Below are 26,473 nucleotides of genomic sequence, written 5' to 3'. Positions count from 1 at the left end.
ATGTCCGACACCATTCCCCTGTAGGAGCGAGGCTTGCCCGCGAAGAGGCCCGCACTCCCAATGAAAATCTCAAAGCCCGCTGACCGTCACTGGTCCAGCGGGCTTTTTCATTGTGCTACCCCTGCGGATCGACCTGATCCAGCACCCGGTTCACCGACAACTCCGCCAACGAAATCATCTGCTGAATGCCCAAGGCCAGATTGCACGCTGGGCCGGTGAGATCGAACGCCAACTCACTGGCCATGACATTCGCCGAAGCCAGGGTTTCACAGGCATGGGCCAGTAGGGTTTCTGAATCTACGTTGGGCGCGACGACGAAGATCGTACTTGGACGCTGCTCGGCTTTGACCTTCTTCTGGGAAGGTGGCGCGAGATAGTGATCGAGTGCACGGATTGCGGCATCGTGGAGTGTTTTGGAATTGAGGCAGGTGTAGGGGGAAACGGATTCGTTTTCCATGTTTGTTTCCACATCTTCTACGTCGGTTTCTGGGAGATCGGGATTGTCTTTGATCATGGTGGAGCTCCTAAAACAGTTGGAGCGACCGACATCACTTATTGATGCGGCGCCTATAAGCGCCTAACAATTCTTCGGGCTTGCAGTCCCGGTCGCTGAATTGGCAGCGACACGGGGAGGTTAGAAAGCACACTTCCGACGGACAACCTGAAAATCTTGTGGGAAGGTTCCGTATAGATGATTGGCCGTTAAACGCCACGCCTATCAAGTTGCCATCGCGAGCAAACACACTCCCACCGTTGAACGGCGCAACCGCTTGATTCGCAGCACTGTCAACTGTCATATATGACAGTTGACCATCACAATACTCATCACTACGTTGATCCCATCAAGCAGTAACTTTTAAGGAGGAAATCGGTATGAGCGAACTGACAGCGGCGCAGCTGCGCGCCAAGAAGGCTTTTGAAGGAAAAGACCTCAATAAAGATGGCCTTGTCACCGTTGATGAATTTAAAGAGGCTTTCAGTTATCTTTCGCCGGAACACCTCAAACAGTTGTTGGACGTTGTGAACCGCAACGATGACAATGAAATCAGCCTTGATGAATTTCTTGGAAGGTTCTGAAGTTTTTACAGATCAATAAACATCATTGCCTGTAAGACCGCCATCGCGGGCAAGCCCGCTCCCACAGTGGAGCGGCGTACACCCACCAAACTACAGGCCGAGCGTTAGCTCGCCTGCCGCTTTTGATCTTGACCCACCCGCCCCTTCGGGAGGCTGAGCGCAGGTGTTCATCTGGGGATTGGCGCGCAGCGCCGTTCGACGCAGTCGAACCCATCGCATGTAGGTCGTAGCGAAGCAGACCGTAGGGCGATGCCCCCAGATGGATACCGGAGCGAAGGAACGCCGAGCCTCAGCGAGGGGCCGGACGCTTGGGGCGAAGACCTTTGCTTCCTTTGGGGCGTTTGCCAAAGGGAGTCGCCGCAAGGGCGAAACCATAAGCCGCCGTTACCGCAGCAATGGATATGTACTCAATCAACAAGAACCTGGTCGGCCCTAAGGCCGCCACGCCCTAAATCGCAGCCAATAAAAAACCCGCTGAAATCACTTCAGCGGGTTTCTCATTTCAGCGGCCAGGAAGATCAGAAATCCTCCAACCGCCATACCTCATAAGCCGGCGTCTCATAGGGATGACTCTCTTTCAGAGCCACCACCACCGCCCGAATCAACTCATCGCTGACCACCAGCTCAACCTTCCACTCCTCAACCTGCTCGACCTGGCCCGCTTCGCCAATGAACGGCTGACTGCCCTCCAGTGGACGAAACTGACCCAGGCCAAACACTTGCCATGCACAGTGGTCATAAGCCCCGATCCGCCCGCCACCGGCGGCGAATACAGCGCTTTTGACCACTTCGACATGACTGGCCGGAACAAAAAAGCAGAGCTTGTACACGGCAATCAGCTCCCCGCTCTTAGTTCACCCAGACGCGAGCGTTACGGAACATACGCATCCAAGGTGCGTCTTCGTTCCAGTCTTCCGAACGCCACGAGTTCTGCACCGCGCGGAACACACGCTCCGGGTGCGGCATCATGATGGTCACGCGACCGTCGCGGCTGGTCAAACCGGTGATACCGCGCGGCGAGCCGTTCGGGTTTGCCGGGTATTTCTCGGTGACCTTGCCGTGGTTGTCGACGAAACGCATCGCCACGCAACCCGACAGATCGGCTTGCAGCAAGGCTTCTTCGCTGGCGAATTCGGCATGGCCTTCACCGTGGGCGATGGCGATCGGCATGCGCGAACCGGCCATGCCCTGCAGGAAGATCGAGTTCGATTCCTGGATCTGAACCATGGCCACGCGGGCTTCGAACTGCTCGGAACGGTTGCGCACGAAGTGCGGCCAGAACTCGCTGCCCGGGATCAGCTCGTGCAGGTTGGACATCATCTGGCAACCGTTGCACACGCCGAGGGTGAAGCTGTCGGTACGTTCGAAGAAGCCCTGGAAGGCATCGCGAGCGCGGCTGTTGAACAGCGCGGACTTGGCCCAGCCTTCACCGGCACCCAGTACGTCGCCGTAGGAGAAACCGCCGCAAGCAACCATGCCCTTGAAGTCGTTCAGGTCGACACGGCCGGCCAGAATGTCGCTCATGTGCACGTCGATCGCGTTGAAACCGGCACGGTCGAACGCGGCCGCCATTTCCACCTGACCGTTGACGCCCTGCTCACGCAGCACGGCAACCTGTGGGCGAATGCCTTTCTTGATGTAAGGCGCGGCGACATCCTGGTTAACGTCGTAGCTGAGCTTGACGCTCAGGCCCGGGTTGTCTTCTTCCAGCAGCACGTCGAACTCTTGCTCGGCGCAATCAGCGTTATCACGCAGACGCTGGATCTGGTAGCTGGTTTCAGCCCACTGACGTTGCAGCAGACGACGCTGCCCTTCGAACACGGTATCGCCGTTGAACGTGATGCTGATCTCGCCGTTGTTCATCGGCTGACCGATCACCGATACGCAGTCGCCCAGGCCAGCAGCGCTGAACTGCGCGAGGATGTCCGCGGTGGCGTCCTGGCGAACCTGGATCACAGCGCCCAGTTCTTCGTTGAACAGGATCGCGGCGATATCGGCGGAAGTCTCTGCCAGACCGTCGAGGTTCAGGCTCAGGCCGCAGTGGCCGGCAAACGCCATTTCCACCACGCTGGTCAGCAGACCACCGTCGGAACGGTCGTGGTAAGCCAGCAGGTGACCGTCGGCGTTGAGGCCCTGGATCACCGCGAAGAAGGCTTTCAGGTCTTCAGCGTCATCGACGTCCGGTGCCTGTTTGCCGAGCTTGCCGTGAACCTGAGCAAGGATCGAGGCACCCATGCGGTTCTGGCCGCGACCGAGGTCGATCAGGATCAGGTCGGTGGTGCCCTTGTCCATGCGCAGTTGCGGGGTCAGGGTCTGACGGATGTCAGCCACTGGCGCGAAACCGGTCACGATCAGCGACATTGGCGAAGTGACCGCCTTATCGACACCTTCATCGTTCCAGCGAGTGGCCATGGACATGGAGTCCTTGCCCACCGGAATGGTGATGCCCAGCTCAGGGCACAGTTCCATGCCGACCGCTTTCACGGTGTCGTACAGACGCGCGTCTTCACCCGGGTGACCGGCAGCGGACATCCAGTTCGCCGACAGTTTGATGTCGGAGATCTTGGCGATGCGCGAGGCGGCGATGTTGGTCAGGGTTTCGCCGATGGCCATGCGGCCCGACGCCGGAGCGTCCAGCAGAGCCAGCGGAGTGCGCTCGCCCATGGCCATGGCTTCACCGGTATAAACGTCGAAGCTGGTGGCGGTAACGGCAACGTCGGCCACCGGAACCTGCCACGGGCCAACCATCTGGTCACGGGCCACGAGGCCGGTGATGGTGCGGTCGCCGATGGTGATCAGGAAGCTCTTGCTGGCCACGGCCGGGTGATGCAGAACGCGCTCGACGCAGTTGCCGATGTCGAGGGTCGACGGATCGAAATCGTCGCCCAGCTCGTTTTCACGAACCACCGAACGGTGCATGCGCGGGGCTTTGCCCAGCAGCACTTCGAGCGGCATGTCCACCGGGCTGTTGCCGAAGTGACTGTCGGTCACGGTCAGTTGCGGCTCGGCAGTGGCTTCGCCGACTACCGCGAATGGGCAACGCTCACGCTCGCAGATCGCCTTGAAGCGTTCGAAGTCCGCCGGGCCGACTGCCAGAACGTAGCGTTCCTGGGATTCGTTACTCCAGATTTCGTGCGGGGCCATGCCCGGCTCGTCGTTTGGAATGTTGCGCAGTTCGAAACGGCCACCACGGTCGCCATCGTTGACCAGTTCCGGGAAGGCGTTGGACAGACCGCCAGCGCCGACGTCGTGGATGAAGCTGATCGGGTTTTTGTCGCCCAGTTGCCAGCAACGGTCGATGACTTCCTGGCAACGACGCTCCATCTCTGGGTTTTCACGTTGTACGGAAGCGAAGTCCAGGTCTGCCGAGCTGGTGCCGGTGGCCATGGAGGAAGCCGCGCCGCCACCCAGACCGATCAGCATCGCCGGGCCGCCAAGCACGATCAGCTTGGAGCCAACGACGATTTCGCCTTTCTTGACGTGTTCTTCACGGATGTTGCCCATGCCGCCAGCCAGCATGATCGGCTTGTGGTAACCGCGCACTTCGTCGCCATGAGGCGTGGTGATCGACTGTTCGAAGGTACGGAAGTAACCGGTCAGCGCCGGACGGCCGAATTCATTGTTGAATGCAGCGCCGCCCAACGGGCCTTCGATCATGATGTCCAGCGCGGTAACGATGCGCTCGGGTTTGCCATACGGCACTTCCCACGGCTGCTCGAAGCCCGGGATCTGCAGGTTCGACACGGTGAAACCGGTCAGGCCAGCCTTTGGCTTGGCGCCGCGACCGGTGGCGCCTTCGTCACGAATCTCGCCGCCGCTACCGGTGGATGCGCCCGGGAACGGGGCAATCGCGGTCGGGTGGTTGTGCGTTTCGACTTTCATCAGGATGTGCACCGGTTCCTGCACCGCGCCGTACTGGCGGGTGTCAGGGTCCGGGAAGAAACGGCCAGCCACGGAGCCGACGATGACCGAGGCGTTGTCTTTATAAGCCGACAGAACACCTTCGCTGTGCATCTGGTAGGTGTTCTTGATCATGCCGAACAGGCTTTTTTCCTGGCTCTGACCGTCGATATCCCAACTGGCGTTGAAGATCTTGTGACGGCAGTGCTCGGAGTTCGCCTGGGCGAACATCATCAGTTCGATGTCGTGTGGGTTGCGCTTCAAACCAAGGAAGGCATTGACCAGGTAGTCGATTTCGTCTTCGGCCAGGGCCAGGCCCAGCTCGGTATTGGCTTTTTCCAGCGCGGCGCGGCCGCCACCCAACACGTCGATGGCAGTCAGCGGTTTTGGCTCGGCGTGGCTGAACAGGCCGGAGGCTTGTTCGAGGTTGCCCAGCACAATCTGGGTCATGCGGTCGTGCAGCGCGTCTGCGATCAGCTGCGCTTCGGCGTCGCTGAACTGGCCGGCGACGTAGAACGCGATGCCGCGCTCAAGCCGCTGGATCTTGGTCAGGCCGCAGTTGCGAGCAATGTCGCTGGCTTTACTGGACCACGGCGAAATGGTGCCGAAACGCGGCAATACCAGGAACAGACGACCAGTGGGCTCTTGTACCGGAACGCTAGGGCCGTACTTCAGAAGGCGCGCAAGCACCTGCTGTTCGTCGCCGGTCAGGACGCCGGTAACTTCGGCGAAGTGAGCGAATTCAGCATACAGGCCGCTGACAGCTGGAACCTTCTGGCTCAGTTGCTCAAGGAGTTTGCTGTGGCGAAAGGCAGAAAGGGCAGGAGCGCCGCGCAGGATCAACATCTTCGGGACAGCCTCGGGAAGGGGTGTGCTTTGAGGCCGTGCATTCTAGCCTAAACCGCCCGCGACATCACCCGAAACGGTACACGCGGTTGCACCCGAACGTCGGGCCGGGGATTCGGACCTTGAACGGGTGCGCACCGGGGGTTATTTTTTCTGTCACAAAATGCTGTCCGGGCCAATTCCTGCGGGCTCCAAGCGGGTTTTTAAAGCTCTAGCAGACAAGCCCTTCGCTGTCGAGATATGGCGCTCGTGGTCCTTTGCGTATACTGCGCAGATGTTTTCCCCAACGGCTTTGCGTCCGCGGTATGCCAAATGGCTGATCGCAACCGGACTCTTCCTGGTGCTCGGTGGCTGTGTTGATAAACCCAACACGCTGGAGCGCGTAAAGGAGGATGGCGTGCTGCGGGTGGTTACCCGTAACAGCCCCGCCACCTACTTTCAGGATCGCAACGGTGAAACCGGCTTCGAATACGAGCTGGTGAAGCGCTTCGCCGACGATCTGGGGGTTGAACTCAAGATCGAAACCGCCGACAACCTCGACGACCTGTTCAATCAGGTAGGCAAGCCCAATGGCCCGGTACTGGCAGCTGCCGGCCTGGTCAGCAGCGAGGAACGCAAAAGGCAGGTGCGGTTTTCCCACCCCTATCTCGAAGTCACCCCACAGATCATCTACCGTAACGGCCAGTCGCGACCGACCGACGCTGGCGATCTGGTTGGCAAGAAGATCATGGTGCTCAAGGGCAGCACCCACGCCGAGCAGCTGGCGGAGTTGAAAAAGAAATATCCCGGCATTGAATACGAAGAGTCCGACGCAGTTGAAGTCGTCGACCTGCTGCGCATGGTCGACGAAGGTCAGATCGACCTGACCCTGGTCGACTCCAACGAAGTGGCGATGAACCAGGTCTACTTCCCCAACGTGCGGGTCGCTTTCGATCTCGGCGACGCCAGCAATCAGAGCTGGGCCGTGGCCGCTGGCGATGACAACAGCCTGCTCAACGAAATCAACGCCTACCTCGACAAGGTGAAGGAAAACGGCACCCTCCAACGCCTCAAAGACCGCTATTACGGGCATGTCGACGTACTCGGCTACATGGGCGCCTACACCTTCGCCCAGCACTTGCAGCAGCGGTTGCCCAAGTACGAGAAGCACTTCAAGACATACGCCAAGGAAGAAAAGGTCGATTGGCGCCTGCTGGCGGCGATCGGCTATCAGGAATCGCTGTGGCAAGCTGCGGTCACGTCCAAGACCGGCGTGCGCGGGTTGATGATGTTGACCCAGAACACGGCGCAAGCCATGGGCGTGTCCAATCGCCTCGATCCCAAGCAGAGCATCATGGGCGGCGCGAAGTACCTGGCTTACATGAAAGATCAACTGGATGAGTCGATCCAGGAACCGGATCGTACGTGGTTTGCGCTGGCAGCCTACAACGTGGGCAGCGGTCACCTGGATGACGCGCGAAAACTGACGGCCAAGGAAGGGCTGAACCCGGACAAGTGGCTGGACGTGAAGAAAATCCTGCCGCGCCTGTCGCAGAAGCAGTGGTACAGCAAGACTCGTTATGGCTACGCCCGTGGCGGCGAGCCGGTGCATTTCGTGGCGAACATCCGTCGCTACTACGACATCCTGACGTGGGTCACACAGCCGCAGCTCGAAGGCACCCAGGTCGCCGAGGGCAACCTGCATGTGCCCGGAGTCGACAAGACCAAACCGAGCCAGGAAACCCCACCGCTTTAAATCTTCGCAACCGTCAAAGACCCCATCGCGGGCAAGCCACGCTCCCACAGGTTTTGCGTTGAATGACGACTGTGTATTCGACGCAAAACTTGTGGGAGCGTGGCTTGCCCGCGATGGCAGCGCTGCCGATCTAGCCTTTCAACGCAGCTGCCAGAATCAGCGCCTTCATCTCCGACACCGCCGACTTGAACCCGACGAACAACGCATGGGCCACCAGCGCATGGCCGATGTTCAATTCGTTGATGCCCTTGATCGCCGCAACAGCCTCGACGTTGTGATAGTGCAAACCGTGGCCGGCGTTGACGATCAGGCCTTGGGCCAGACCGAATGCCACGCCATCGGCCACGCGTTTGAGCTCTTCAGCGACCTCGGTTGGCGTCTCGGCGTCCGCATAACGCCCGGTATGCAACTCAATGGCCGGAGCACCGACGCGGCGGGACGCTTCGATCTGACGCTCGTCAGCGTCGATGAACAGCGACACTTCGCAGCCGATCTTCGCCAGGCGATCCACCGCTGCCTTGATCCGCGCTTCCTGCCCCGCTACGTCCAGACCGCCTTCAGTGGTCAGTTCCTGACGGGTTTCCGGCACTAGGCAAACGTGCGCCGGGCGGATACGCTCGGCAAACGCCATCATTTCTTCGGTGACGCCCATTTCGAAGTTCATGCGGGTTTGCAGCACATCCTTGAGCAGCAGGACATCGCGCTCCTGAATGTGCCGGCGATCTTCACGCAAATGCACGGTGATGCCGTCAGCGCCCGCCTCTTCCGCGTCCAGCGCTGCCTTGACCGGATCCGGGTAACGAGTGCCCCGGGCCTGACGCAGGGTGGCAACGTGGTCGATGTTCACGCCAAGAAGAATGCGATTGCTGGTGGTCACGGAAGCGCTCCTGAAAGAGGGAAAGTTCGGTGCACAGCATACACGGGAGATAGGGTCTGTTGACGCAAGCATCAACAGATCTACGGCTTTCGAAATAACTCGCGACTGACCAATGGACGACCACCCAAATGAACGGCCAACGCCTGACGCATCAAGCGCTTGGCGGCGGACAGCGCTCCGGGTGCAGACCAGTCGGCGTCAGCCATGGCCAGCAGTTCGGTACCATTGAACAGACCCGGTTGCAGCAGATAGACCCGCTCCAGGCCCGCATCCACTTGCAAGCGATAGAGACCGTCCGGAGCGATGGGGTCGCCATGGATGTCGGTATTCAGCGCGAAGCCATAACCGAGATCATCAAGCAGTCGCCATTCGAAGGAGCGCAGCAATGGTTCCAGCGGTCGACCTTCGGCCAGGGCAAGCAAGGTCGCGGCGTAGTGATCGAAAACCGCGGGATGAGGGTCTTCGGCGGGCAGCAGACGGATCAGCAATTCGTTGAGGTAGAGACCACTGAACAGCGCTTCGCCATTGAGCCAGGTGGAAACGCCGGCGCTTTCCATGCGGCCGACATTCTTCAGTTCGCCCCGGCCACGGAACTCGACTTCCAGCGGCACGAACGGCCGCGCCAACGTCCCGGCCTTGCCCCGCGCACTGCGCAACACCGCCCGCAGCCGACCTTGCGGCGTGAGGAAATCCACCAGCGCACTGCTTTCGCGGTAGGCGCGGGAGTGGAGCACGTAAGCGCGTTGGCCGATTGGCGCGGTGGTCGACATGGAAATCGCAGTTCTCAATGAAAGAGCGCAGTTTTACAAACAACCCAAAACCAATGTGGGAGCGGGCTTGCCCGCGATGGCGGACTTACATTCAACATCTGCGCTGAATGTTACATCCTCATCGCGGGCAAGCCCGCTCCCACAGGGTTCTACGGTGCAGCGCAGACCGGGTTTACAGGTCGCCGTAACCCAGCGAACGCAAGGCGCGTTCGTCGTCGGACCAGCCGCCTTTCACCTTGACCCACAGGTTGAGCATGATCTTGGAGTCGAACAGCAGCTCCATATCCTTGCGCGCCTCGGTGCCGATGCGCTTGATGCGCTCGCCCTTGTCGCCAATGATGATTTTCTTCTGGCCGTCACGTTCGACGAGGATCAAGGCATGGATGTGCAGGGTTTTGCCCTGCTGCTTGAACTCTTCGATTTCCACGGTGATCTGGTACGGCAGCTCGGCACCCAACTGGCGCATGATTTTTTCGCGTACCAGTTCAGCGGCAAGGAAGCGGCTGCTGCGGTCGGTGATCTGATCTTCCGGGAAGAAGTGATCGTTTTCCGGCAGGTGCTCGGCGATCACTCGCTCCAGCGTGTCGAGGTTGTGCCCGTGCTGGGCCGAGATCGGCATGATCTGCGCGTTCGGCAGCTGTTCCTGCAACCAGGTCAGGTGCGGCATCAGCTCGGATTTGTCTTCAATGCGGTCGGTCTTGTTCAGCGCCACGATCAGAGGACCGGTCACGTACTGAACACGCTCGAGGACCATCTGGTCTTCGTCGGTCCACTTGGTACGGTCAACCACGAAGATCACCACGTCGACGTCTTTCAACGCCGCCGAAGCGGTCTTGTTCATGTAGCGGTTCAGGGCCTTTTCGCCCCCCTTGTGCATGCCCGGGGTGTCGACGTAGATCGCCTGGACGTCACCTTCGGTCTTGATGCCGAGCATGTTGTGGCGGGTGGTCTGCGGCTTGCGCGAGGTGATCGCCAGTTTCTGACCCAGAATGTGGTTCAGCAGCGTGGATTTGCCCACGTTGGGACGGCCGACGATGGCAACATAGCCACAGCGAGTTGCGGTTGAATCAGTCATTGCCATTCTCCACACCCAGGGCAATCAGTGCTGCGGCGGCCGCTACCTGTTCGGCAATACGACGACTCACACCCTGACCTCGGCTTTTTTCATTCAGTAAGATGATTTCACATTCGACGAAGAACGTCCGGCAATGCGGCTCACCCTGGATATCCACCACTTCGTAACGCGGCAGCTCACAACCACGGGACTGCAGGAATTCCTGCAGGCGGGTTTTCGGATCTTTGTTGGTGTCGACCAGCGTCAGGCCTTCGAACTCTCCGGCCAGCCAGGCCAGCACACGCTCGCGCGCCACCTCCATGCCGGCGTCCAGGTAGATCGCACCGATCAGCGCTTCGAGGGCATCGGCCAGAATCGACTCGCGACGGAAACCGCCACTTTTCAATTCGCCGGAGCCTAGGCGCAGGTATTCGCCAAGGTCAAAACCACGGGCCAGTACGGCCAGCGTCTCACCTTTCACCAGGCGTGCGCGCAAACGCGACAACTGGCCTTCGCGGGCCAGCGGGAAGCGATCGAACAGCGCCTCGCCAGCAACGAAATTGAGGATGGCATCGCCGAGGAATTCCAGGCGTTCGTTGTTGCGCCCGGCAAAACTGCGGTGAGTCAGGGCCAGGACCATCAGTTCCTGATCCTTGAAGGTGTAACCGAGCTGACGCTCGAGACGGCTTAAGGAGACGCTCACGGTTTACCCACGCTGAGTTCGTGGTTGGATTCCACCGCCAGGGCCTTGATGCGGCGCAGGCTTGGGACAATTAACGCTGTGTTCAAAAATAACGTCCTGAATATCGTTGTTTTCATGCTCCTGTCGCCGATTGTGCCGACTCCAGAAATGCATTCGGCGCTGTGTTCAACAGCGCCGTGTGTGATTACTTGATCAGACCAACCCGCGAGAAATTCGGCAGGTGACCGAGTTTGGGTTCCGGCCAGCTCATCCAGACTGCGAAGGCCTTGCCGACGATATTCTTGTCGGGAACCATGCCCAGCAGATCCTTGGGAATGCTCGGGTCATCCCAGTAGCGACTGTCGTTCGAGTTGTCGCGGTTGTCGCCCATCATGAAGTAGTGCCCGGCCGGCACGGTCCACGAATGGTCCGGCGTTGCGCGGTAACGGCTCATTTCCTTGCGGATCAGGTGCTCGGCGGCACCGAGTTTTTCCTTGTAGAGCTCGGCGCTGCCCAACGTGCCCGGCTCGGAGCCGACCAGTTGTTCGGCAATCGACTCACCGTTGACGAACAGGCGCTTGTCGGCGGTGTAGCGAATCTGGTCGCCCGGCAGGCCCACTACACGCTTGATGTAGTTGACGTTTGGATCGCTCGGATAGCGGAACACCATCACATCGCCGCGCTGCGGATCACCGACTTCGATGACTTTCTTGTCGATCACCGGCAGGCGGATCCCGTAAGAAAACTTGTTCACCAGAATGAAGTCACCGACATCCAGAGTCGGTTTCATCGAGCCGGAAGGAATCTGGAACGGTTCCACCAGGAACGAACGCAGCACCAGCACGATGAACAACACCGGGAAGAACGACTTGCCGTATTCGACCAGCAGCGGCTCTTTGTTCAGTTTCTCGATCACTACCATGTCAGCCTGGCTGACGCTCCCCTGATAGGAGTTGATGGCAGCCCGGCGCCGCGGCGCCAGGAACAACAGATCGAGCAACCCCAACAGGCCGCAGACGAACACGGCGATGACCAGCAACAGCGGGAAATTTAGTGACATAGGACCTAACTATCCAACCTGAGCACGGCAAGGAAGGCTTCTTGTGGAATTTCCACGTTACCGACCTGCTTCATGCGTTTTTTACCGGCCTTTTGCTTTTCCAGCAGCTTTTTCTTACGGCTGACGTCACCACCGTAGCATTTGGCCAATACGTTCTTTCTGAGTGCCTTGACGGTTGTACGCGCCACAATCTGACCGCCAATGGCGGCCTGGATTGCCACGTCGAACATCTGCCGCGGAATCAGGTCTTTCATCTTCTCGGTCAACTGGCGACCTTTGTAGTGCGAGTTGTCACGGTGCACGATCAGCGCCAGAGCGTCGACCTTGTCGCCGTTGATCAGCACGTCCAGTTTCACCAGGCTGGCCGATTGGTAACGATCGAAATGGTAGTCCAGAGAAGCATAGCCGCGACTGGTGGATTTCAGGCGATCAAAGAAGTCCAGTACCACTTCGTTCATCGGCAGGTCGTAGGTCACTTGTACCTGGGAGCCGAGGAACAGCATATCGACCTGTACGCCACGTTTTTCGATACACAGGGTAATGACGTTACCCAGGTGCTCTTGCGGCACAAGAATATTGGCGCGCACGATTGGCTCGCGCATATCTTCGATGGCAGACAAGTCTGGCAGCTTGGACGGGTTATCGACGTAGATCGTCTCGCCGGTCTTGAGCAGCAGCTCGAAGATTACCGTCGGCGCCGTGGTGATCAGGTCCAGGTTGTATTCGCGCTCAAGGCGCTCCTGGATGATTTCCATGTGCAGCATGCCGAGGAAGCCGCAACGGAAGCCGAAGCCCAGTGCGTCAGAGCTTTCCGGTGTGTATTGCAGCGACGAATCGTTGAGGGTGAGCTTTTGCAGCGCCTCGCGGAAGTCTTCGAAGTCGTCGGAGCTGACCGGGAACAGGCCGGCGTACACCTGCGGCTGAATGCGTTTGAAGCCTGGCAGCACGTCGACGTCCGGCGTCGAGCTCAAGGTCAGGGTATCGCCCACCGGCGCACCGTGAATGTCCTTGATGCTGGCGATGATGAAGCCCACTTCACCGGCCTTCAGGTCGACGGTAGGAGTGTGTTTCGGATTGAATACACCGACGCTGTCCACCAGGTGGATCTTGCCGGTGGATTTGACCAGAATCTTGTCACCCTTCTTCACGCGGCCGTGGCGAACGCGCACCAGGGAGACAACGCCCAGGTAGTTGTCGAACCAGGAGTCGATGATCAACGCTTGCAGCGGATCTTCGATGTTGCCGGTTGGCGCAGGAATGGTGTGAACCAGACGCTCGAGCACTTCATCGACGCCAAGGCCGGTCTTGGCACTGCACTCGACAGCGTCGGTGGCATCGATACCGATGATTTTTTCGATTTCTTCCTTGACGCGCTCCGGATCAGCCTGTGGCAGGTCGATCTTGTTCAGCACCGGCATGACTTCCAGGCCCTGTTCGATCGCCGTGTAGCAGTTGGCAACCGATTGCGCCTCGACGCCCTGGCCGGCATCGACCACCAGCAACGCACCTTCACAGGCCGCCAGCGACCGGCTGACTTCATAGGTGAAGTCGACGTGGCCCGGGGTATCAATGAAGTTCAGCTGGTAGTTGATGCCATCGCGGGCTTTGTAATAGAGGGTGACGCTATGGGCCTTGATGGTGATCCCGCGTTCACGTTCCAGGTCCATGGAGTCCAGCACCTGGGCTTCCATTTCGCGCTCGGCAAGGCCGCCGCACATCTGGATGAAGCGATCGGCCAGCGTCGACTTGCCATGGTCAATGTGGGCGATGATGGAGAAATTGCGGATATGACTCAAATCACTCACGGATCAACACTCAAAAAGGCTGCAGGCATAGCCCGCCGAAAAATAGCCGGGAATTGTACCTGATCCACGACGCAAGCGTCACGTTTGCAGGTCGGACGGCGCCTACAAAAAACGCCCCGGTCTTGCGACAGGGGCGTTTTTGGCGACTTTTGTAGGAACTGGCTTGCTGGCGATGGGGACGCCGCGGTGGGTCTGGATGACCGCAGCGATGCCATCGCCAGCAAGCCGGCTCCTACAATCAACCGGCCCGACGCAGCAACCAGACTCCGGCCAGGGCACAGACACCGGCCGGCACCAGCACCGCAAACAGCGGCGAGAAACCGAACACCAGGCTCGAAGGCCCGAGCAAATCCTGGACGATACGGAAGGTGAAGCCCACCAGCACGCCAGTGAAGACCCGCTGACCGAGGGTCACCGAACGCAGCGGACCGAAGATGAAGGAAATCGCCATCAATACCAATGCGGCGGTCACCAGCGGCTGCAACACCTTGACCCAAAACGCCAGCCAGTAACGACCGTTGCTCAGGCCCTGGTCAGCCAGATAGTGGATGTAATTCCACAGACCGCTGATCGATAACGACTCGGGAGCCATCACCACGGTACTCAGCAGTTGCGGGCTCAGCGCAATTTCCCAGCGCTCCACCGGGGCAGTCACCACTTCGGTACTTTTGTCATGGAACAGCGTGGTCGTGACATCGGTCAGCTGCCAGTGATCGGTATCGAATTCCGCACGCTTGGCGAAGCTCGAAGACAGCATGTGGCGCTGATCGTCAAAACGATAACGGGTCACGCCGAACAGCAGCCCGTTGGGTTGCACGGAGTTGACGTGAATGAACTCCTCCCCCTGACGATGCCACAGACCGTGCTTGGCGCTTTGCGCATCGCCACTGCCCTGGGCCAGCGAGCGATTGGCCTGAGCGGTGACTTCCGTGGCCGGCGCGATGTATTCGCCGATCATCAGCCCTACCACCATCAGGATCAGCATTGGCTTCATCACGGCCCAAACGATCCGACCAATGGAGACACCCGCAGCACGCATGATGGTCAGCTCGCTGTGGCTGGCCAGACTGCCGAGACCAATCAGGCAACCGATCAGCGCCGCCATCGGTAGCATGTCGTACAGGCGGCGCGGCGCGGTCAGCAACACGTAGCTCAGGACATCCATCAACGTGTAGGTATCGCTGACTTCGCTCATCTCGTCGATGAAGGCGAACAGCGTGGCCAAGCCCAGAATGATCCCCAGCACTGCCAGGATCGCGATGAACACGCTGCTACCGATGTAGCGATCGAGCTTATCCACGGGCCACCTCCAGCGCGCTGCGGCGACTCGCCATCTTCAAGCTCAGCGACTCCCAGTACAGCAAGCCCAGACCGATGACCAGGAAGACCGCATGCACCCACCACAAGCCCAATGCGGCCGGGATTTTGCCCTTTTCGAGGGCGCCGCGAGCGGCAATCAGGATGGTCAGGTAAGCCATATAAAGAAGAATCGCCGGCAGCAGCTTGAGGAAACGGCCCTGGCGCGGGTTGACCCGCGACAGCGGCACCGCCATCAAGGTCACGATGAAGACCAGCAACGGCAGGGACAGACGCCATTGCAGTTCGGTACGCGAGCGGATGTCGTCGCTGCCCAGCAAGGAACGGGTGCTCATCGCATCGCGGTCGGTCACTTCGTCGCTGACGTCCGGTTTTGGCAGCAATACGCCGTACTCGTCGTATTTGATGGCGCGGTAGTCGGCCTGCCCCGGATTACCGTCGTAGCGGTAGCCGTTGTCGAGAATCAGGTAACGGTTGCCATCGGGCCTGATTTCCTGACGGCCCTTCTCGGCTACCAGCACGGAAATCCCCCGATCCTTGTTATCGGAACTGACATTCTTTTGCGAAATGAACACACCGCCCAGATTAATGCGGTCATCCGACAGTTGCTCGGTGTAGGTCACCCGAGTGCCATCGCGCAAGGCCTGGAAGCGACCTGGCTCGAGGGTGTCGAACTCAGTCAGTGCGTCCTGTTTGTTCAGCAGCAGCTGGAACTGGTTGGCACCTTGTGGCGCCAGGCTCAGGCTCAGCCATGCCACTACCAGGGCAACCAGAGTGGCCGGAAAAAGAGTCATGGCAAACAGACGCTGCTGGCTCATGCCAGTGGCAGACAACACGGTCATTTCGCTTTCAAGGTACAGACGACCGTAGGCCAGCAGGATCCCGAGAAACAGCCCCAAAGGCAGAATCAGCTGCAGGAAGCCCGGCAGACGAAAGCCCATGATCAGGAACAGCGAGCCCGGATCCAGTAGCCCGGAGGCCGCCTGGGCGAGGTATTTGATGAAGCGTCCACTCATGATGATGACCAGCAGCACGGCGCTGACGGCGCTCAAGGTCAACAGGACTTCGCGGGATAGATAACGGAAGACAATCAAACCAGACACTCCAGGGTTGTCAGGCTAAGCGGCCAAACAAACAAAACGTATCAGCCGGCCCGCAGGGCAGAGCCGCCGAAAAAGATGCGCATTATCCTGTGATTGGGGGCGCCTGTCACTGCGCATGCTCAAGCAGGCGCCTGAACCGCTGAAGTTCGTATAACCGAGGGTTGTCAGGCGCAGGCGGCGAGGTTCAAACTGCGGCCTTTGTCGCTGGCAAAGCACCGGCGTCTTTCTACTTATTAGCAAGCCTCTGCGCGTCGCGCAGTTTGACCATTAATTCAGGGACCCGGACATGGAACTGGTTGTAAAAAGCGTTAGCCCGGAAACGTTGAAGACCGCCACGCTGGTGGTCTCCGTCCGCGAAGGCCGCAAGCTCGGCACCGTCGCCAAACAACTCGACGAACTGAGCGGCGGCGCCATCAGCGCAGTACTCAAGCGCGGCGACCTGGCTGGCAAAGTCGGCCAGAGCCTGCTGCTGCACAGCCTGCCCAACCTCAAGGCCGAACGCGTGCTGCTGGTGGGCGTGGGCAAGGATGAAGAACTGGGCGATCGCCCGTTCCGCAAAATCATCGCTGGCATCCTCAACACACTTAAAGGCCTGGGTGGCAGCGATGCAGTGCTGGCTCTGGACGAAGTGGTGGTCAAGGGCCGTGACAGCTATGGCAAGACCCGCCTGCTGGCCGAAACCCTGGTTGACGGCGAGTACACCTTCGAACAGTTCAAGAGCCAGAAAGCCGACCCGCGCGCCCTGAAGAAAGTCACTCTGGTGACCATCAAGGCGGCACAGGCTGAAGTCGAACGCGCCGTGGCCCACGCCACCGCAATCGCCAACGGCATGGCCTTCACCCGTGACCTGGGCAACCTGCCGCCGAACATCTGCCACCCGACGTTCCTTGGCGAACAAGCCAAGAACCTGGGCAAAGAGTTCAAAAGCCTGAAAGTCGAAGTCCTTGATGAGAAGAAGATCAAGGACCTGGGCATGGGTTCGTTCTACGCCGTCGGCCAGGGCAGCGCCCAGCCACCGCGCCTGATCGTCATGCAATACAACGGCGGCAAGAAATCCGAGAAGCCGTACGCCCTCGTCGGCAAAGGCATCACCTTCGACACCGGCGGCATCAGCCTCAAGCCGGGCGCCGGCATGGATGAGATGAAATACGACATGGGCGGCGCCGCCAGCGTGTTCGGCACCCTGCGCGCCGTGCTTGAGCTGAAACTGCCGATCAACCTGGTGTGCATCCTGGCCTGCGCCGAAAACATGCCGAGCGGCAACGCTTCGCGTCCGGGCGACATCGTTACCACCATGAGCGGCCAGACAGTTGAAATCCTCAACACCGACGCCGAAGGCCGTCTGGTGCTGTGCGATGCCCTGACCTACTCCGAACGCTTCAAGCCGCAAGCGGTGATCGACATCGCCACCCTGACCGGTGCTTGTGTCGTGGCACTGGGCGCCCACACCTCGGGCCTGCTGGGCAACAACGACGAACTGATCGGCCAGCTGCTGAGCGCCGGCCAAGCCGCCGACGACCGCGCCTGGCAACTGCCGCTGTTCGATGAGTATCAAGAACAGCTGGACAGCCCGTTCGCCGACATCGCCAACATCGGCGGCCCGAAAGCCGGCACCATCACCGCCGCTTGCTTCCTGTCGCGCTTCACCAAGAACCTGAACTGGGCCCACCTGGACATCGCCGGCACGGCCTGGACCAGCGGCGGCAAGGACAAGGGCGCCACTGGCCGTCCGGTTCCCCTGCTGACCCAATACCTGCTGGACCGCGCCAAAGCCTGAAACCGATGAACCTGGGCGGCGTCACTTTCCGGTGACGCGGCCTTTGGCTCAGGAACCGCAATGACCAAAGTCGACTTCTATATCCTGCCCAGCGCCGATCCTTCGGCGCGGCTGGATTTCGCCTGCAAGCTCACCGAAAAAGCCTGGCGCATGGGCCACCGCATTTACCTGCATTGCAGCGATGCCGCCCAGCGTGATGCGCTCGATGCGCGCTTGTGGGCGTTCAAGGGCGAAAGCTTCGTGCCCCACGGCTCCGCCGAAAGCGAGCCGGATGGTTTGATTGTGCTGGGTCTTGGCGATGACTGCGGTCAGCATCAGGATCTGCTGGTCAATCTCGACCTGAAAGTCCCGGCCTTTGCCAAACAGTTCGCCCGGGTGGCGGAAGTGGTGGTGGAAGACCCGACGATTCGTCAGGCCGCGCGGGAGAGTTTTCGTTTCTACCGCGAACAGGGCTATCCTCTGCAAGATCACCGTTTACAGCGACTCTGAGCATTCCGATGGACACTCCAAAACAGCCACAGAAGTCCGCGCACCTGCTGGATGACCTCGAGTCGATCCGCCAACTGCTCGGCGATGACAACCTGCAACCGCCCTTGCTGACCGACACGGTCATTGAAGGCGATCAGGAACAGATTCCCATGCTATTCGACACCGTCGGCCATGCGCCACAGGTCGAACCGCCACCACCCGCTCCGGCCGCCCAGCCGACTCCTGCCGCCAACAAGGGCCCCGATGCCCTTTTGCACCTGGATAGCGAACTGCGCGCCGCCGCGCAATTGATCATGCAAGACGTGATCGACGACTTCGCCCCGCACATCGAAACCGAAATCAAACGCCGGCTGGATGCGCGGATGGAACGGTTGCTCAGCCAGTACGAGTAACCCTGAGCCGAGCGGGCTCCCGCTCGGCTGCGAAGCAGCCGCAATACCCGAACACTCGGGTGTACCTGATACACCTGACTTGATGGTGCCGAGGCCCGCTTCGCGCCCCAACGGGAGCAAGCTCCCTCGCCACGGGGTCCCTTTCACAATTTGATCTGCGCCCTGTCCGCCCCTGCTCGCCCTACGCCCCGTGCCCCGCTATACTTCCCGGCTTTTCCTGAATAAATGCCAATAGGGTCCCGCCGCGCATGGATAAGACCTACCAGCCGCACGCCATTGAAACTTCCTGGTACAACACCTGGGAGTCCGAGAACTACTTCGCCCCGCAAGGCGAGGGCGAGTCCTACACCATCATGATCCCGCCGCCGAACGTCACCGGCAGCCTGCACATGGGTCACGGCTTCAACAACGCGATCATGGACGCCCTGATCCGTTTCCGCCGTATGCAGGGTCGCAACACCCTGTGGCAGCCAGGCACCGACCACGCCGGTATCGCCACGCAAATGCTGGTGGAGCGTCAACTCGAAGCTCAGGGCCAGAATCGCCACGATCTGGGCCGTGAGAAATTCCTCGAAAAAGTCTGGGAATGGAAGGATCAGTCCGGTGGCAACATCAGCCGTCAGATCCGCCGCCTCGGCTCGTCCGTGGACTGGAGCCGTGAGCGTTTCACCATGGACGACGGTCTCTCGGAAGCGGTGAAAGAAGCCTTCGTACGCCTGCACGAAGACGGTCTGATCTATCGCGGCAAGCGTCTGGTCAACTGGGACACCAAGCTGCACACGGCGATTTCCGACCTTGAAGTGGAAAACCACGACGAGAAAGGTTTCCTGTGGAACCTGAAGTACCCGCTGGCCGATGGCGCCAAAACCGCTGAAGGCAACGACTACCTGATCGTCGCGACCACGCGTCCGGAAACCATGCTCGGCGACGCCGCCGTGGCCGTTAACCCGAGCGATGAACGCTACAAAGCCCTGATCGGCAAATTTGTCGAGCTGCCGCTGGTTGGCCGCCGCATCCCGATCATCGCCGACGATTACTGCGACCCTGAATTCGGCACCGGCTGCGTGAAAATCACCCCGGCCCACGATTTCAACGACTACGAAGTCGGCAAGCGTCACAACCTGCCGCTGCTGAATATCTTCGACAAAAACGCCCATGTGCTGCCTGCGGCCCAGGTGTTCAATCTCGACGGCACACTGAACGAGAGCATCGACGGCAAGATCCCGGCCGAATACGCCGGCCTCGACCGCTTCGAAGCGCGCAAGCAGATCGTGGCAGCGTTCGAAGCCGCCGGCCTGCTGGTCAGCGTCGACGACCACGCCCTGAAAGTGCCTAAAGGCGACCGCTCCGGCACCATCATCGAGCCGTGGCTGACCGACCAGTGGTACGTGTCCACCAAGCCATTGGCCGAGCCGGCCATCGCTGCGGTTGAAGACGGCCGCATTCAGTTCGTGCCAAAGCAGTACGAAAACATGTACTTCTCGTGGATGCGCGATATCCAGGACTGGTGCATCAGCCGTCAGCTGTGGTGGGGCCACCGGATTCCAGCCTGGTACGACGAGTCGGGCAAGGTCTACGTCGGTCGCGACGAAGCCGAAGTACGTGCCAAGCACAATCTCGGGCCGGATGTTGCGCTGCAACAAGACAACGACGTTCTGGATACCTGGTTCAGTTCGGGCCTGTGGACCTTCTCCACCCTCGGCTGGCCGGAGCAGACCGAATTCCTGAAGAAGTTCCACTCCACCGACGTGCTGGTGACCGGTTTCGACATCATTTTCTTCTGGGTTGCCCGGATGATCATGCTCACCATGCACCTGGTGAAAAACGAAGATGGCACGCCGCAGGTTCCATTCAAGACTGTTTATGTGCACGGCCTGGTGCGTGATGGCCAAGGCCAGAAAATGTCCAAGTCCAAGGGCAACGTCCTGGACCCGCTGGATATCATCGACGGTATCGAGCTGGAAGATCTGGTGCAGAAACGCACCTCCGGCATGATGCAGCCGAAACTGGCGAAGAAGATCGAAAAGCAGACCCGCGACGAGTTCGCCGAAGGCATCGCAAGCTATGGCACCGACGCCCTGCGCTTCACCTTCTGCTCGCTGGCGTCCACCGGTCGCGACATCAAGTTCGACATGGGCCGCGTCGAAGGCTATCGCAACTTCTGCAACAAGATCTGGAACGCCGCGCGCTACGTACTGGACAAGGGCGAAGACTGCGGCCAGAACGGCGAAGCCTACGAGCTCTCGCTGGCGGATCGCTGGATCATCTCGCAGTTGCAACGCACCGAAGTTGAAGTGACCCGTCAACTCGATCAGTTCCGTTTCGACCTGGCGGCACAAGCCTTGTACGAGTTCATCTGGAACCAGTATTGCGACTGGTACCTGGAACTGTCCAAGCCTGTGCTGTGGGACGAAAACGCGCCGGTCGAACGTCAGCGCGGCACCCGTCGTACCCTGGTTCGGGTGCTGGAAGTCGCTCTGCGCCTGGCTCATCCGTTCATGCCGTTCATCACCGAAGAAATCTGGCAACGCGTCGCACCGCTGGCCGGCATCAAAGGCAAGACGATCATGCTGCAACCGTGGCCAGTGGCTAACGAGGAACGCATCGATCCGGCCGCCGAAGACGACATCGAATGGCTCAAGGGCCTGATGCTCGGCACCCGTAACATCCGCGGTGAAATGAACATCGGCCCAGGCAAGCCGCTGAACCTGTTCCTGAAAAACGTCAGCGCCGAAGATCAGCGTCGACTCACCGAGAACGAAGCCTTGCTGAAGAAGCTGGCGCGCCTGGAATCGATCACTGTGCTGAAGGCTGGCGAAGAAGCACCACTGTCCGCCACCGCACTGGTTGGCGAGATGGAAGTGCTGGTGCCGATGGCCGGCCTGATCGACAAGGACGCCGAACTGGCGCGCCTGGACAAGGAAATCCTGCGTCTGCAGGGCGAAGTTCAGCGCGTCGGCGGCAAGCTGTCCAACGCCGGTTTCGTCGACAAGGCCCCGGCCGAAGTCATCGAGAAGGAACGCGCCAAACTGGCTGAAGCTGAACAGGCTTTGGGCAAGCTGGCCGAGCAACATGCGCGGATTGCCAGTTTGTAACGGCACATCGCAATGAAACAGGGAGGCCCCAGCGGCCTCCCTTTTTTATGCCCGCTACATTCTCCCAAACACCCGCTGCCACAGGGACATGCGGCGATCTTCACAATTGGGTGACCAGCAGCTGGATGTGGGACAATACCCGCCACTTTTAGCCATACCCGAATCGACCTCGCCCATGACCGCCCCCAGCACACCCAAACCTGCGCGCAAAAAGCCTAAACCCGCGACCCCGGCCAAAGCCGTGGAGCCACGCGAGAAGGCCAGCCTGCACCCGCGCAATCGCCATCAGGGTCGTTACGACTTCCCGGCGCTGATCAAGAGCACGCCGGAACTGGCGAAGTTCGTGATCATCAATCCGTACGGCAAGGAGAGCATCGACTTCGCCAGCCCGGACGCGGTGCGAGTGTTCAACCGGGCGCTGCTCAAGGCGTTCTACGGTATCGCCCATTGGGACATCCCGGCCGACTACCTGTGCCCGCCGGTTCCGGGCCGTGCCGACTACGTGCACTTCCTGGCCGACCTGCTGGCCAGCGTCAACGACGGCGAGATCCCTCGCGGCGCGCCGGTCAAGGTGCTCGATATCGGCATGGGCGCCAACTGCGTCTATCCGCTGATCGGCTACAGCGACTATCGCTGGCACTTCCTCGGCTCGGAAATCGACCCGATAGCCGTAGCCTCAGCCAAAGCCATCGTGCAGTCCAACGGGCTGAACAAAGCCATCCAGCTGCGCCAGCAAACTAATCCCAAGCACATTCTGTTGGGCTTGCTCGAACCTGGCGAACGCTTTGACCTGACGATGTGCAACCCGCCGTTCCACGCTTCGATGGACGAGGCGACCAAGGGCAGCGTGCGTAAATGGCGCGCACTGGGCCGCGCCGACCCAAAACGCAAACTGCCGGTGCTGAACTTTGGCGGGCAATCGGCCGAACTGTGGTGTGAAGGTGGCGAGGTACGGTTTGTGACGCAACTGATCGCCGAGAGCGCGCACTTTCAACACAAAGTGCTTTGGTTCAGCACCCTGGTCTCGAAAGCCTCGAACCTGCCGGCGATCCAGACGGCGCTGAAAAAGGCCGGCGTATTGGAAAGCCAGGTCGTGGAAATGTCCCAAGGGCAGAAGCAAAGCCGCTTCGTCGCCTGGACCTTCCAGACCAAATCCGAGCAGCAGGTCTGGCGCGAGCGCTGGGCCCGCAAAAGCTGAGTAACAACCGAGACAGCGATTGAGCCTGATTAATCGCTGAATCGCAGACACAAAAAAACCGTGCCCGGATTGCTCCGGAGCACGGTTTTTTTTAACAAGTCTTACTTGTTAACAGCGTCGGTCAGGCCTTTGGCCACAACCAGCTTGATCACTTTCTTGGCAGCGATTTCGATGGCAGCGCCAGTCGAAGGGTTGCGGCCGGTACGGGCAGGACGCTCAGTCACTTTCAGCTTGCCGATACCTGGCAGGGTGATTTCGCCGCCGTTTTCCAGCTGATCGGCAACGATTTGGCCCAGTTGGTCCAGAGCGTTACGCGCGGTGGTTTTTGGCGCGTCGATAGCTTCAGCGATGTCGGCGATCAGTTGGTCTTTAGTAAGAGCCATTGTAGTGTTCCTTCCCTATCAAATTCATATGGATTGCAGAGTGCAGTGTCAGCCATCGAGCCCGATCTTCTGGATCTGGCACCCTCGGCCATAACCACGACGAGTCGGGGTTATAGATACCGAAATCAGGGTTTGGTTCGACCTGACAAATGCTGAATGCACGCTTAACGCAGTGACTTCGCGTAAGACCGGGCAAAACTAGCACAGAGACGGGGAAATATCCGCCTCTAGCTACCCATTTGGTCAGCTTTATTGCTCTAAAACAGGAAAAAACTGCATAAGGTCCGTCGGACAGCTTCGAATTGCCCTTCGTACCACGCCAAAACCAGTGGTTGCGGTACACTGGGCGCTTTTTCAGGGGAGCACGCCCTCCTCTCTTCAATCAGCCGAGAAGCCCATGCCGATCCGTCATTGCATCGTCCACCTGATCGACAAAAAACCCGACGGCACACCCGCAGTTCTTCACGCCCGCGACTCTGAACTGGCTGAGTCCGCGGCCATCGAGAACATGCTCGCCGACTTGAACGAAAGCTATAACGCCAAACAGGGCAAAGCCTGGGGGCTGTTCCATCCGGAGTCCGGTGCGTTTCCATTCAGCGGCTGGCTGAAGGAATACCTCGACGGCGGTCGCGATTTCACGGCCTTCAGCCGAGTGGCGGTCGAGCATCTGCAAAAGCTGATGGAAGAATCCAACCTCTCCGTCGGTGGCCATGTGTTGTTCGCGCACTACCAGCAAGGCATGACCGATTACCTGGCCATCGCCCTCCTGCACCACAGCGAAGGCGTGGCGGTGACCGATCAACTGGACGTGACCCCGTCGCGACATCTGGACCTTGGCCAGTTGCACCTTGCAGCGCGGATCAACGTTTCCGAATGGCAGAACAACAAGCAGTCCAAGCAGTACATTTCGTTCATCAAGGGCAAGAACGGCAAGAAAGTTTCGGAGTATTTCCGCGATTTCATCGGCTGCCAGGAAGGCGTCGACGGCCCCGGCGAAACCCGCACTCTGCTCAAGGCCTTCAGTGACTTCGTCGAAAGCGAAGACCTGCCGGAAGAATCCGCCCGCGAGAAGACCAAGACCCTGGTGGATTACGCCAGCAGCCAGGCAAAAATGGGCGAGCCCATGGGCCTGGAAGAGTTGTCCGGACTGATCGACGAAGATCGCCCGAAAGCCTTCTACGATCATATCCGCAACAAGGACTACGGCCTGTCCCCGGAGATCCCGGCGGACAAGCGCACCCTGAACCAGTTCCGCCGCTTCACCGGTCGCGCCGAAGGCTTGTCGATCAGCTTCGAAGCGCATCTGCTGGGCTCGAAGATCGAATACGACGAAGAAGCCGGCACGCTGATCATCAAGGGCCTGCCGACCCAGCTGACCGACCAGCTCAAGCGACGCAACTGATGCTCGGTGGCGTGTTGAAAAAATTCCTGCTGATCCTGCTGGTGGTTGTGGTTTACCAGAACTGGGGCAAGATCGAGCGGGTACTTCACCCCTCGCAGGTGGTGTCCGAGCAGACCCAGGCCAAGGCCAACGTCGTGCTCTATGCCACTGAGTGGTGTGGCTACTGCAAGTTGACCCGACGTTTCCTCGACCAGAAGGGCATTCCGTACAAGGAATTCGACATCGAGAAAGACTCCGAAGCGCGCAAAGCCTATGAGGCACTCGGTGGACGCGGGATTCCGATTATCGATGTGAATGGAACGTTGATTCGCGGGTATGACCCGGACCAGGTGCTTGCGGCATTGAAATAACCATCAGCTTCACACAATCCTTGTGGCGAGGGAGCTTGCTCCCGCTGGACTGCGTAGCAGGCCCAACTATCTTGTGAGCGCTGCGCACTGGAGCGCCAGCCCGGTCAAGCGGGAGCAAGCTCCCTCGCCACAGGTCGTCACCAATCCCATCATCCGTGATGTCAGGTTACTGCGCTTCGATACGAAACCCGAACCGCGGAAAGTGCACATGCACCACACCGGCCCGCTCGTCTTCACGGCGCAGAATCAACTCTTCGCTGCCGGCAAACATCAGCTCCCCCGCCACCGGATCAACCCCGTAATCAGTCGCGGCGATTACCACCCGCTGGCCAACCTCGAACCCGTTCGGCTCATCGAACTGCTCATCCGGCAACGCAGCCGGTGTGGCATGGCGGGCAATCTCTAGCGCTTGCTCGGCCGTCATCTCGCTGAACGCACCATGACCAAAACCCATCACACGGCCAAACCACGCCGAAACGGCCGGATAAGCATCCACCAACGGTGATGTCACGTGCGTCGCCTTGAGGAACCACAGCGAGTGAGCCAGGGCAAAGTCGGCAATCGACGGTTCGCCGAACAAGAAGTCGCCCTGCTCACGCTGAAGCTGCTGCTCCAGACGCGTCATGATCGTTGGCCACTGATGCTTTGCCTGCTCGGCCGACAACCGAGTGGCGCTGCCACCGCTGAACAAGCCGGAGCGATCGGCCAGGAATGCCTTGATCGCTTCCGGCGACAATTTGCCGAAGCGCACCGCTACCGATTCTGGCTGGAACACCAGGCTGACCGCATGCTGGAACACCACCGAATCGGCCCACGCCGCAAAGGTCGCCGTGACCATTTCCTGGCCTTCCGGGAAAAACGCCGGTGAAGCTTTTTCCTGCTCCAGACGACGAGCGATCAACGCGGTGTCGCAATAGACATCAGCACCGATCTGCAACACCGGCGTCTTGCGGTAGCCGCCGGTCAGGGCCGTCAGGTCGGGTTTTGGCATCACCGGCGAGATCATCACAGAGCGCCAGGACAACCCCTTGAAGCCCAGCAGCAAGCGGGCCTTTTCGGCGAAAGGGGACGTCGGGTAATGATGCAGAATCAACTCGGACATGCTCGGCTCCGCCGCTCGGATAAGGAGCCCGCAGCTTAACGCGCAATCGGCAGGCAGCC

22 protein-coding genes are annotated in these 26,473 nt (G+C 59.7%); 9 read left to right on the top strand and 13 right to left on the bottom strand.

The genetic code is table 11. From position 1 onward, the window contains the following. Positions 1-115: 115 nt before the first annotated feature. Positions 116-514 (bottom strand): DUF6124 family protein, encoded by a 399-nt coding sequence (locus AC30D7_RS10170; RefSeq protein ID WP_490133953.1) that lies wholly within the window; start codon positions 512-514, stop codon positions 116-118. A gap of 359 nt (positions 515-873) precedes the next feature. On the opposite strand from AC30D7_RS10170, the gene AC30D7_RS10165 reads away from it, so the two are divergent. Further along, the gene (locus tag AC30D7_RS10165) at positions 874-1,077 is read left to right on the top strand and encodes an EF-hand domain-containing protein (protein ID WP_490133952.1); all 204 of its coding nucleotides are present in this window, start codon (positions 874-876) and stop codon (positions 1,075-1,077) included. Positions 1,078-1,595: 518 nt separating this feature from the next. On the opposite strand, the gene AC30D7_RS10160 is transcribed toward AC30D7_RS10165, so the two are convergent. Continuing rightward, positions 1,596-1,907 (bottom strand): YqfO family protein, encoded by a 312-nt coding sequence (locus AC30D7_RS10160; protein ID WP_018927084.1) that lies wholly within the window; start codon positions 1,905-1,907, stop codon positions 1,596-1,598. Positions 1,908-1,926: 19 nt separating this feature from the next. Further along, positions 1,927-5,823, bottom strand: a complete 3,897-nt coding sequence (gene purL, locus AC30D7_RS10155; protein WP_490133951.1) for a phosphoribosylformylglycinamidine synthase — start codon at positions 5,821-5,823, stop codon at positions 1,927-1,929. A 274-nt stretch (positions 5,824-6,097) separates the two neighbouring features. Between purL and mltF the strand changes: the two genes are divergently transcribed. Continuing rightward, complete coding sequence (gene mltF / locus AC30D7_RS10150) at positions 6,098-7,558, top strand: membrane-bound lytic murein transglycosylase MltF (protein WP_490133950.1); 1,461 nt, start codon at positions 6,098-6,100, stop codon at positions 7,556-7,558. A gap of 130 nt (positions 7,559-7,688) precedes the next feature. On the opposite strand, the gene pdxJ is transcribed toward mltF, so the two are convergent. The 8 genes from pdxJ to lptF form a co-directional block, all read right to left on the bottom strand. Next, positions 7,689-8,435, bottom strand: coding sequence for a pyridoxine 5'-phosphate synthase (gene pdxJ / locus AC30D7_RS10145; protein ID WP_007936221.1), 747 nt, complete (start codon positions 8,433-8,435; stop codon positions 7,689-7,691). 80 nt (positions 8,436-8,515) lie between these two features. Then, the gene (recO, locus tag AC30D7_RS10140) at positions 8,516-9,205 is read right to left on the bottom strand and encodes a DNA repair protein RecO (protein ID WP_490133949.1); all 690 of its coding nucleotides are present in this window, start codon (positions 9,203-9,205) and stop codon (positions 8,516-8,518) included. A 172-nt stretch (positions 9,206-9,377) separates the two neighbouring features. Then, complete coding sequence (era, locus tag AC30D7_RS10135) at positions 9,378-10,280, bottom strand: GTPase Era (protein WP_007936226.1); 903 nt, start codon at positions 10,278-10,280, stop codon at positions 9,378-9,380. After that, a complete protein-coding gene (rnc, locus tag AC30D7_RS10130; protein WP_018927089.1) occupies positions 10,273-10,962 on the bottom strand; it encodes a ribonuclease III in 690 nt (229 codons plus the stop codon). Before rnc ends, era begins: the two co-directional genes overlap by 8 nt. Positions 10,963-11,146: 184 nt before the next feature. Then, positions 11,147-12,001 (bottom strand): signal peptidase I, encoded by an 855-nt coding sequence (gene lepB, locus AC30D7_RS10125; RefSeq protein WP_204125638.1) that lies wholly within the window; start codon positions 11,999-12,001, stop codon positions 11,147-11,149. Between the two features lie 5 nt (positions 12,002-12,006). Next, positions 12,007-13,806, bottom strand: a complete 1,800-nt coding sequence (lepA, locus tag AC30D7_RS10120; RefSeq protein ID WP_018927092.1) for a translation elongation factor 4 — start codon at positions 13,804-13,806, stop codon at positions 12,007-12,009. 238 nt (positions 13,807-14,044) lie between these two features. Then, positions 14,045-15,106: an LPS export ABC transporter permease LptG gene (gene lptG / locus AC30D7_RS10115; RefSeq protein WP_490133948.1), complete on the bottom strand. Its 1,062-nt coding sequence runs from the start codon at positions 15,104-15,106 to the stop codon at positions 14,045-14,047. Beyond that, entirely contained in the window at positions 15,099-16,217 is a 1,119-nt protein-coding gene (gene lptF / locus AC30D7_RS10110) for an LPS export ABC transporter permease LptF (protein ID WP_490133947.1), read from the bottom strand. The genes lptG and lptF overlap by 8 nt, the downstream gene beginning before the upstream one ends. 295 nt (positions 16,218-16,512) lie before the next feature. Between lptF and AC30D7_RS10105 the strand changes: the two genes are divergently transcribed. The 5 genes from AC30D7_RS10105 (at position 16,513) to rlmF (ending at position 23,177) form a co-directional block, all read left to right on the top strand. After that, positions 16,513-18,003 (top strand): leucyl aminopeptidase, encoded by a 1,491-nt coding sequence (locus AC30D7_RS10105; RefSeq protein WP_490133946.1) that lies wholly within the window; start codon positions 16,513-16,515, stop codon positions 18,001-18,003. Positions 18,004-18,063: 60 nt separating this feature from the next. Beyond that, positions 18,064-18,492 carry a DNA polymerase III subunit chi gene (locus tag AC30D7_RS10100; protein WP_490133945.1) on the top strand — a complete coding sequence of 143 codons (429 nt, stop codon included), beginning with the start codon at positions 18,064-18,066 and terminating at the stop codon, positions 18,490-18,492. 8 nt (positions 18,493-18,500) lie between these two features. Then, positions 18,501-18,884 carry a DNA polymerase III subunit chi gene (locus tag AC30D7_RS10095; protein ID WP_490133944.1) on the top strand — a complete coding sequence of 128 codons (384 nt, stop codon included), beginning with the start codon at positions 18,501-18,503 and terminating at the stop codon, positions 18,882-18,884. Positions 18,885-19,132: 248 nt separating this feature from the next. Next, positions 19,133-21,979: a valine--tRNA ligase gene (locus tag AC30D7_RS10090; RefSeq protein ID WP_305410081.1), complete on the top strand. Its 2,847-nt coding sequence runs from the start codon at positions 19,133-19,135 to the stop codon at positions 21,977-21,979. A gap of 175 nt (positions 21,980-22,154) precedes the next feature. After that, positions 22,155-23,177 carry a 23S rRNA (adenine(1618)-N(6))-methyltransferase RlmF gene (gene rlmF, locus AC30D7_RS10085; RefSeq protein ID WP_490133943.1) on the top strand — a complete coding sequence of 341 codons (1,023 nt, stop codon included), beginning with the start codon at positions 22,155-22,157 and terminating at the stop codon, positions 23,175-23,177. A gap of 101 nt (positions 23,178-23,278) precedes the next feature. On the opposite strand, the gene AC30D7_RS10080 is transcribed toward rlmF, so the two are convergent. Then, a complete protein-coding gene (locus AC30D7_RS10080) occupies positions 23,279-23,560 on the bottom strand; it encodes an HU family DNA-binding protein (protein WP_007905514.1) in 282 nt (93 codons plus the stop codon). Between the two features lie 397 nt (positions 23,561-23,957). On the opposite strand from AC30D7_RS10080, the gene yejK reads away from it, so the two are divergent. Together yejK and AC30D7_RS10070 are read left to right on the top strand one after the other, a co-directional pair. Beyond that, on the top strand, positions 23,958-24,962 hold the full coding sequence (gene yejK / locus AC30D7_RS10075; RefSeq protein WP_019581084.1) for a nucleoid-associated protein YejK: 1,005 nt from the start codon (positions 23,958-23,960) through the stop codon (positions 24,960-24,962). Then, positions 24,962-25,312, top strand: coding sequence for a glutaredoxin family protein (locus AC30D7_RS10070; RefSeq protein WP_490133942.1), 351 nt, complete (start codon positions 24,962-24,964; stop codon positions 25,310-25,312). The genes yejK and AC30D7_RS10070 overlap by 1 nt, the downstream gene beginning before the upstream one ends. A 166-nt stretch (positions 25,313-25,478) precedes the next feature. Here AC30D7_RS10070 and AC30D7_RS10065 read toward each other — a convergent pair whose 3' ends face one another. After that, positions 25,479-26,414, bottom strand: coding sequence for a glutathione S-transferase family protein (locus tag AC30D7_RS10065; RefSeq protein WP_490133941.1), 936 nt, complete (start codon positions 26,412-26,414; stop codon positions 25,479-25,481). Positions 26,415-26,473: the final 59 nt, after the last annotated feature.

This window comes from Pseudomonas sp. DF5 (assembly GCF_058148225.1).
This window is presented reverse-complemented; position numbering and strand designations above follow the sequence as displayed.

Coding starts and splice junctions, on each gene's coding strand:
- lepB (WP_204125638.1), bottom strand. CDS start 12,001: ATGTCACTAAATTTCCCGCTGTTGCTGGTCATCGCCGTGTTCGTCTGC.
- AC30D7_RS10080 (WP_007905514.1), bottom strand. CDS start 23,560: ATGGCTCTTACTAAAGACCAACTGATCGCCGACATCGCTGAAGCTATC.
- AC30D7_RS10065 (WP_490133941.1), bottom strand. CDS start 26,414: ATGTCCGAGTTGATTCTGCATCATTACCCGACGTCCCCTTTCGCCGAA.
- rlmF (WP_490133943.1), top strand. CDS start 22,155: ATGACCGCCCCCAGCACACCCAAACCTGCGCGCAAAAAGCCTAAACCC.
- AC30D7_RS10070 (WP_490133942.1), top strand. CDS start 24,962: ATGCTCGGTGGCGTGTTGAAAAAATTCCTGCTGATCCTGCTGGTGGTT.
- AC30D7_RS10165 (WP_490133952.1), top strand. CDS start 874: ATGAGCGAACTGACAGCGGCGCAGCTGCGCGCCAAGAAGGCTTTTGAA.
- AC30D7_RS10095 (WP_490133944.1), top strand. CDS start 18,501: ATGGACACTCCAAAACAGCCACAGAAGTCCGCGCACCTGCTGGATGAC.
- purL (WP_490133951.1), bottom strand. CDS start 5,823: ATGTTGATCCTGCGCGGCGCTCCTGCCCTTTCTGCCTTTCGCCACAGC.
- AC30D7_RS10170 (WP_490133953.1), bottom strand. CDS start 514: ATGATCAAAGACAATCCCGATCTCCCAGAAACCGACGTAGAAGATGTG.
- yejK (WP_019581084.1), top strand. CDS start 23,958: ATGCCGATCCGTCATTGCATCGTCCACCTGATCGACAAAAAACCCGAC.
- AC30D7_RS10090 (WP_305410081.1), top strand. CDS start 19,133: ATGGATAAGACCTACCAGCCGCACGCCATTGAAACTTCCTGGTACAAC.
- AC30D7_RS10105 (WP_490133946.1), top strand. CDS start 16,513: ATGGAACTGGTTGTAAAAAGCGTTAGCCCGGAAACGTTGAAGACCGCC.
- era (WP_007936226.1), bottom strand. CDS start 10,280: ATGACTGATTCAACCGCAACTCGCTGTGGCTATGTTGCCATCGTCGGC.
- AC30D7_RS10100 (WP_490133945.1), top strand. CDS start 18,064: ATGACCAAAGTCGACTTCTATATCCTGCCCAGCGCCGATCCTTCGGCG.
- mltF (WP_490133950.1), top strand. CDS start 6,098: ATGTTTTCCCCAACGGCTTTGCGTCCGCGGTATGCCAAATGGCTGATC.
- recO (WP_490133949.1), bottom strand. CDS start 9,205: ATGTCGACCACCGCGCCAATCGGCCAACGCGCTTACGTGCTCCACTCC.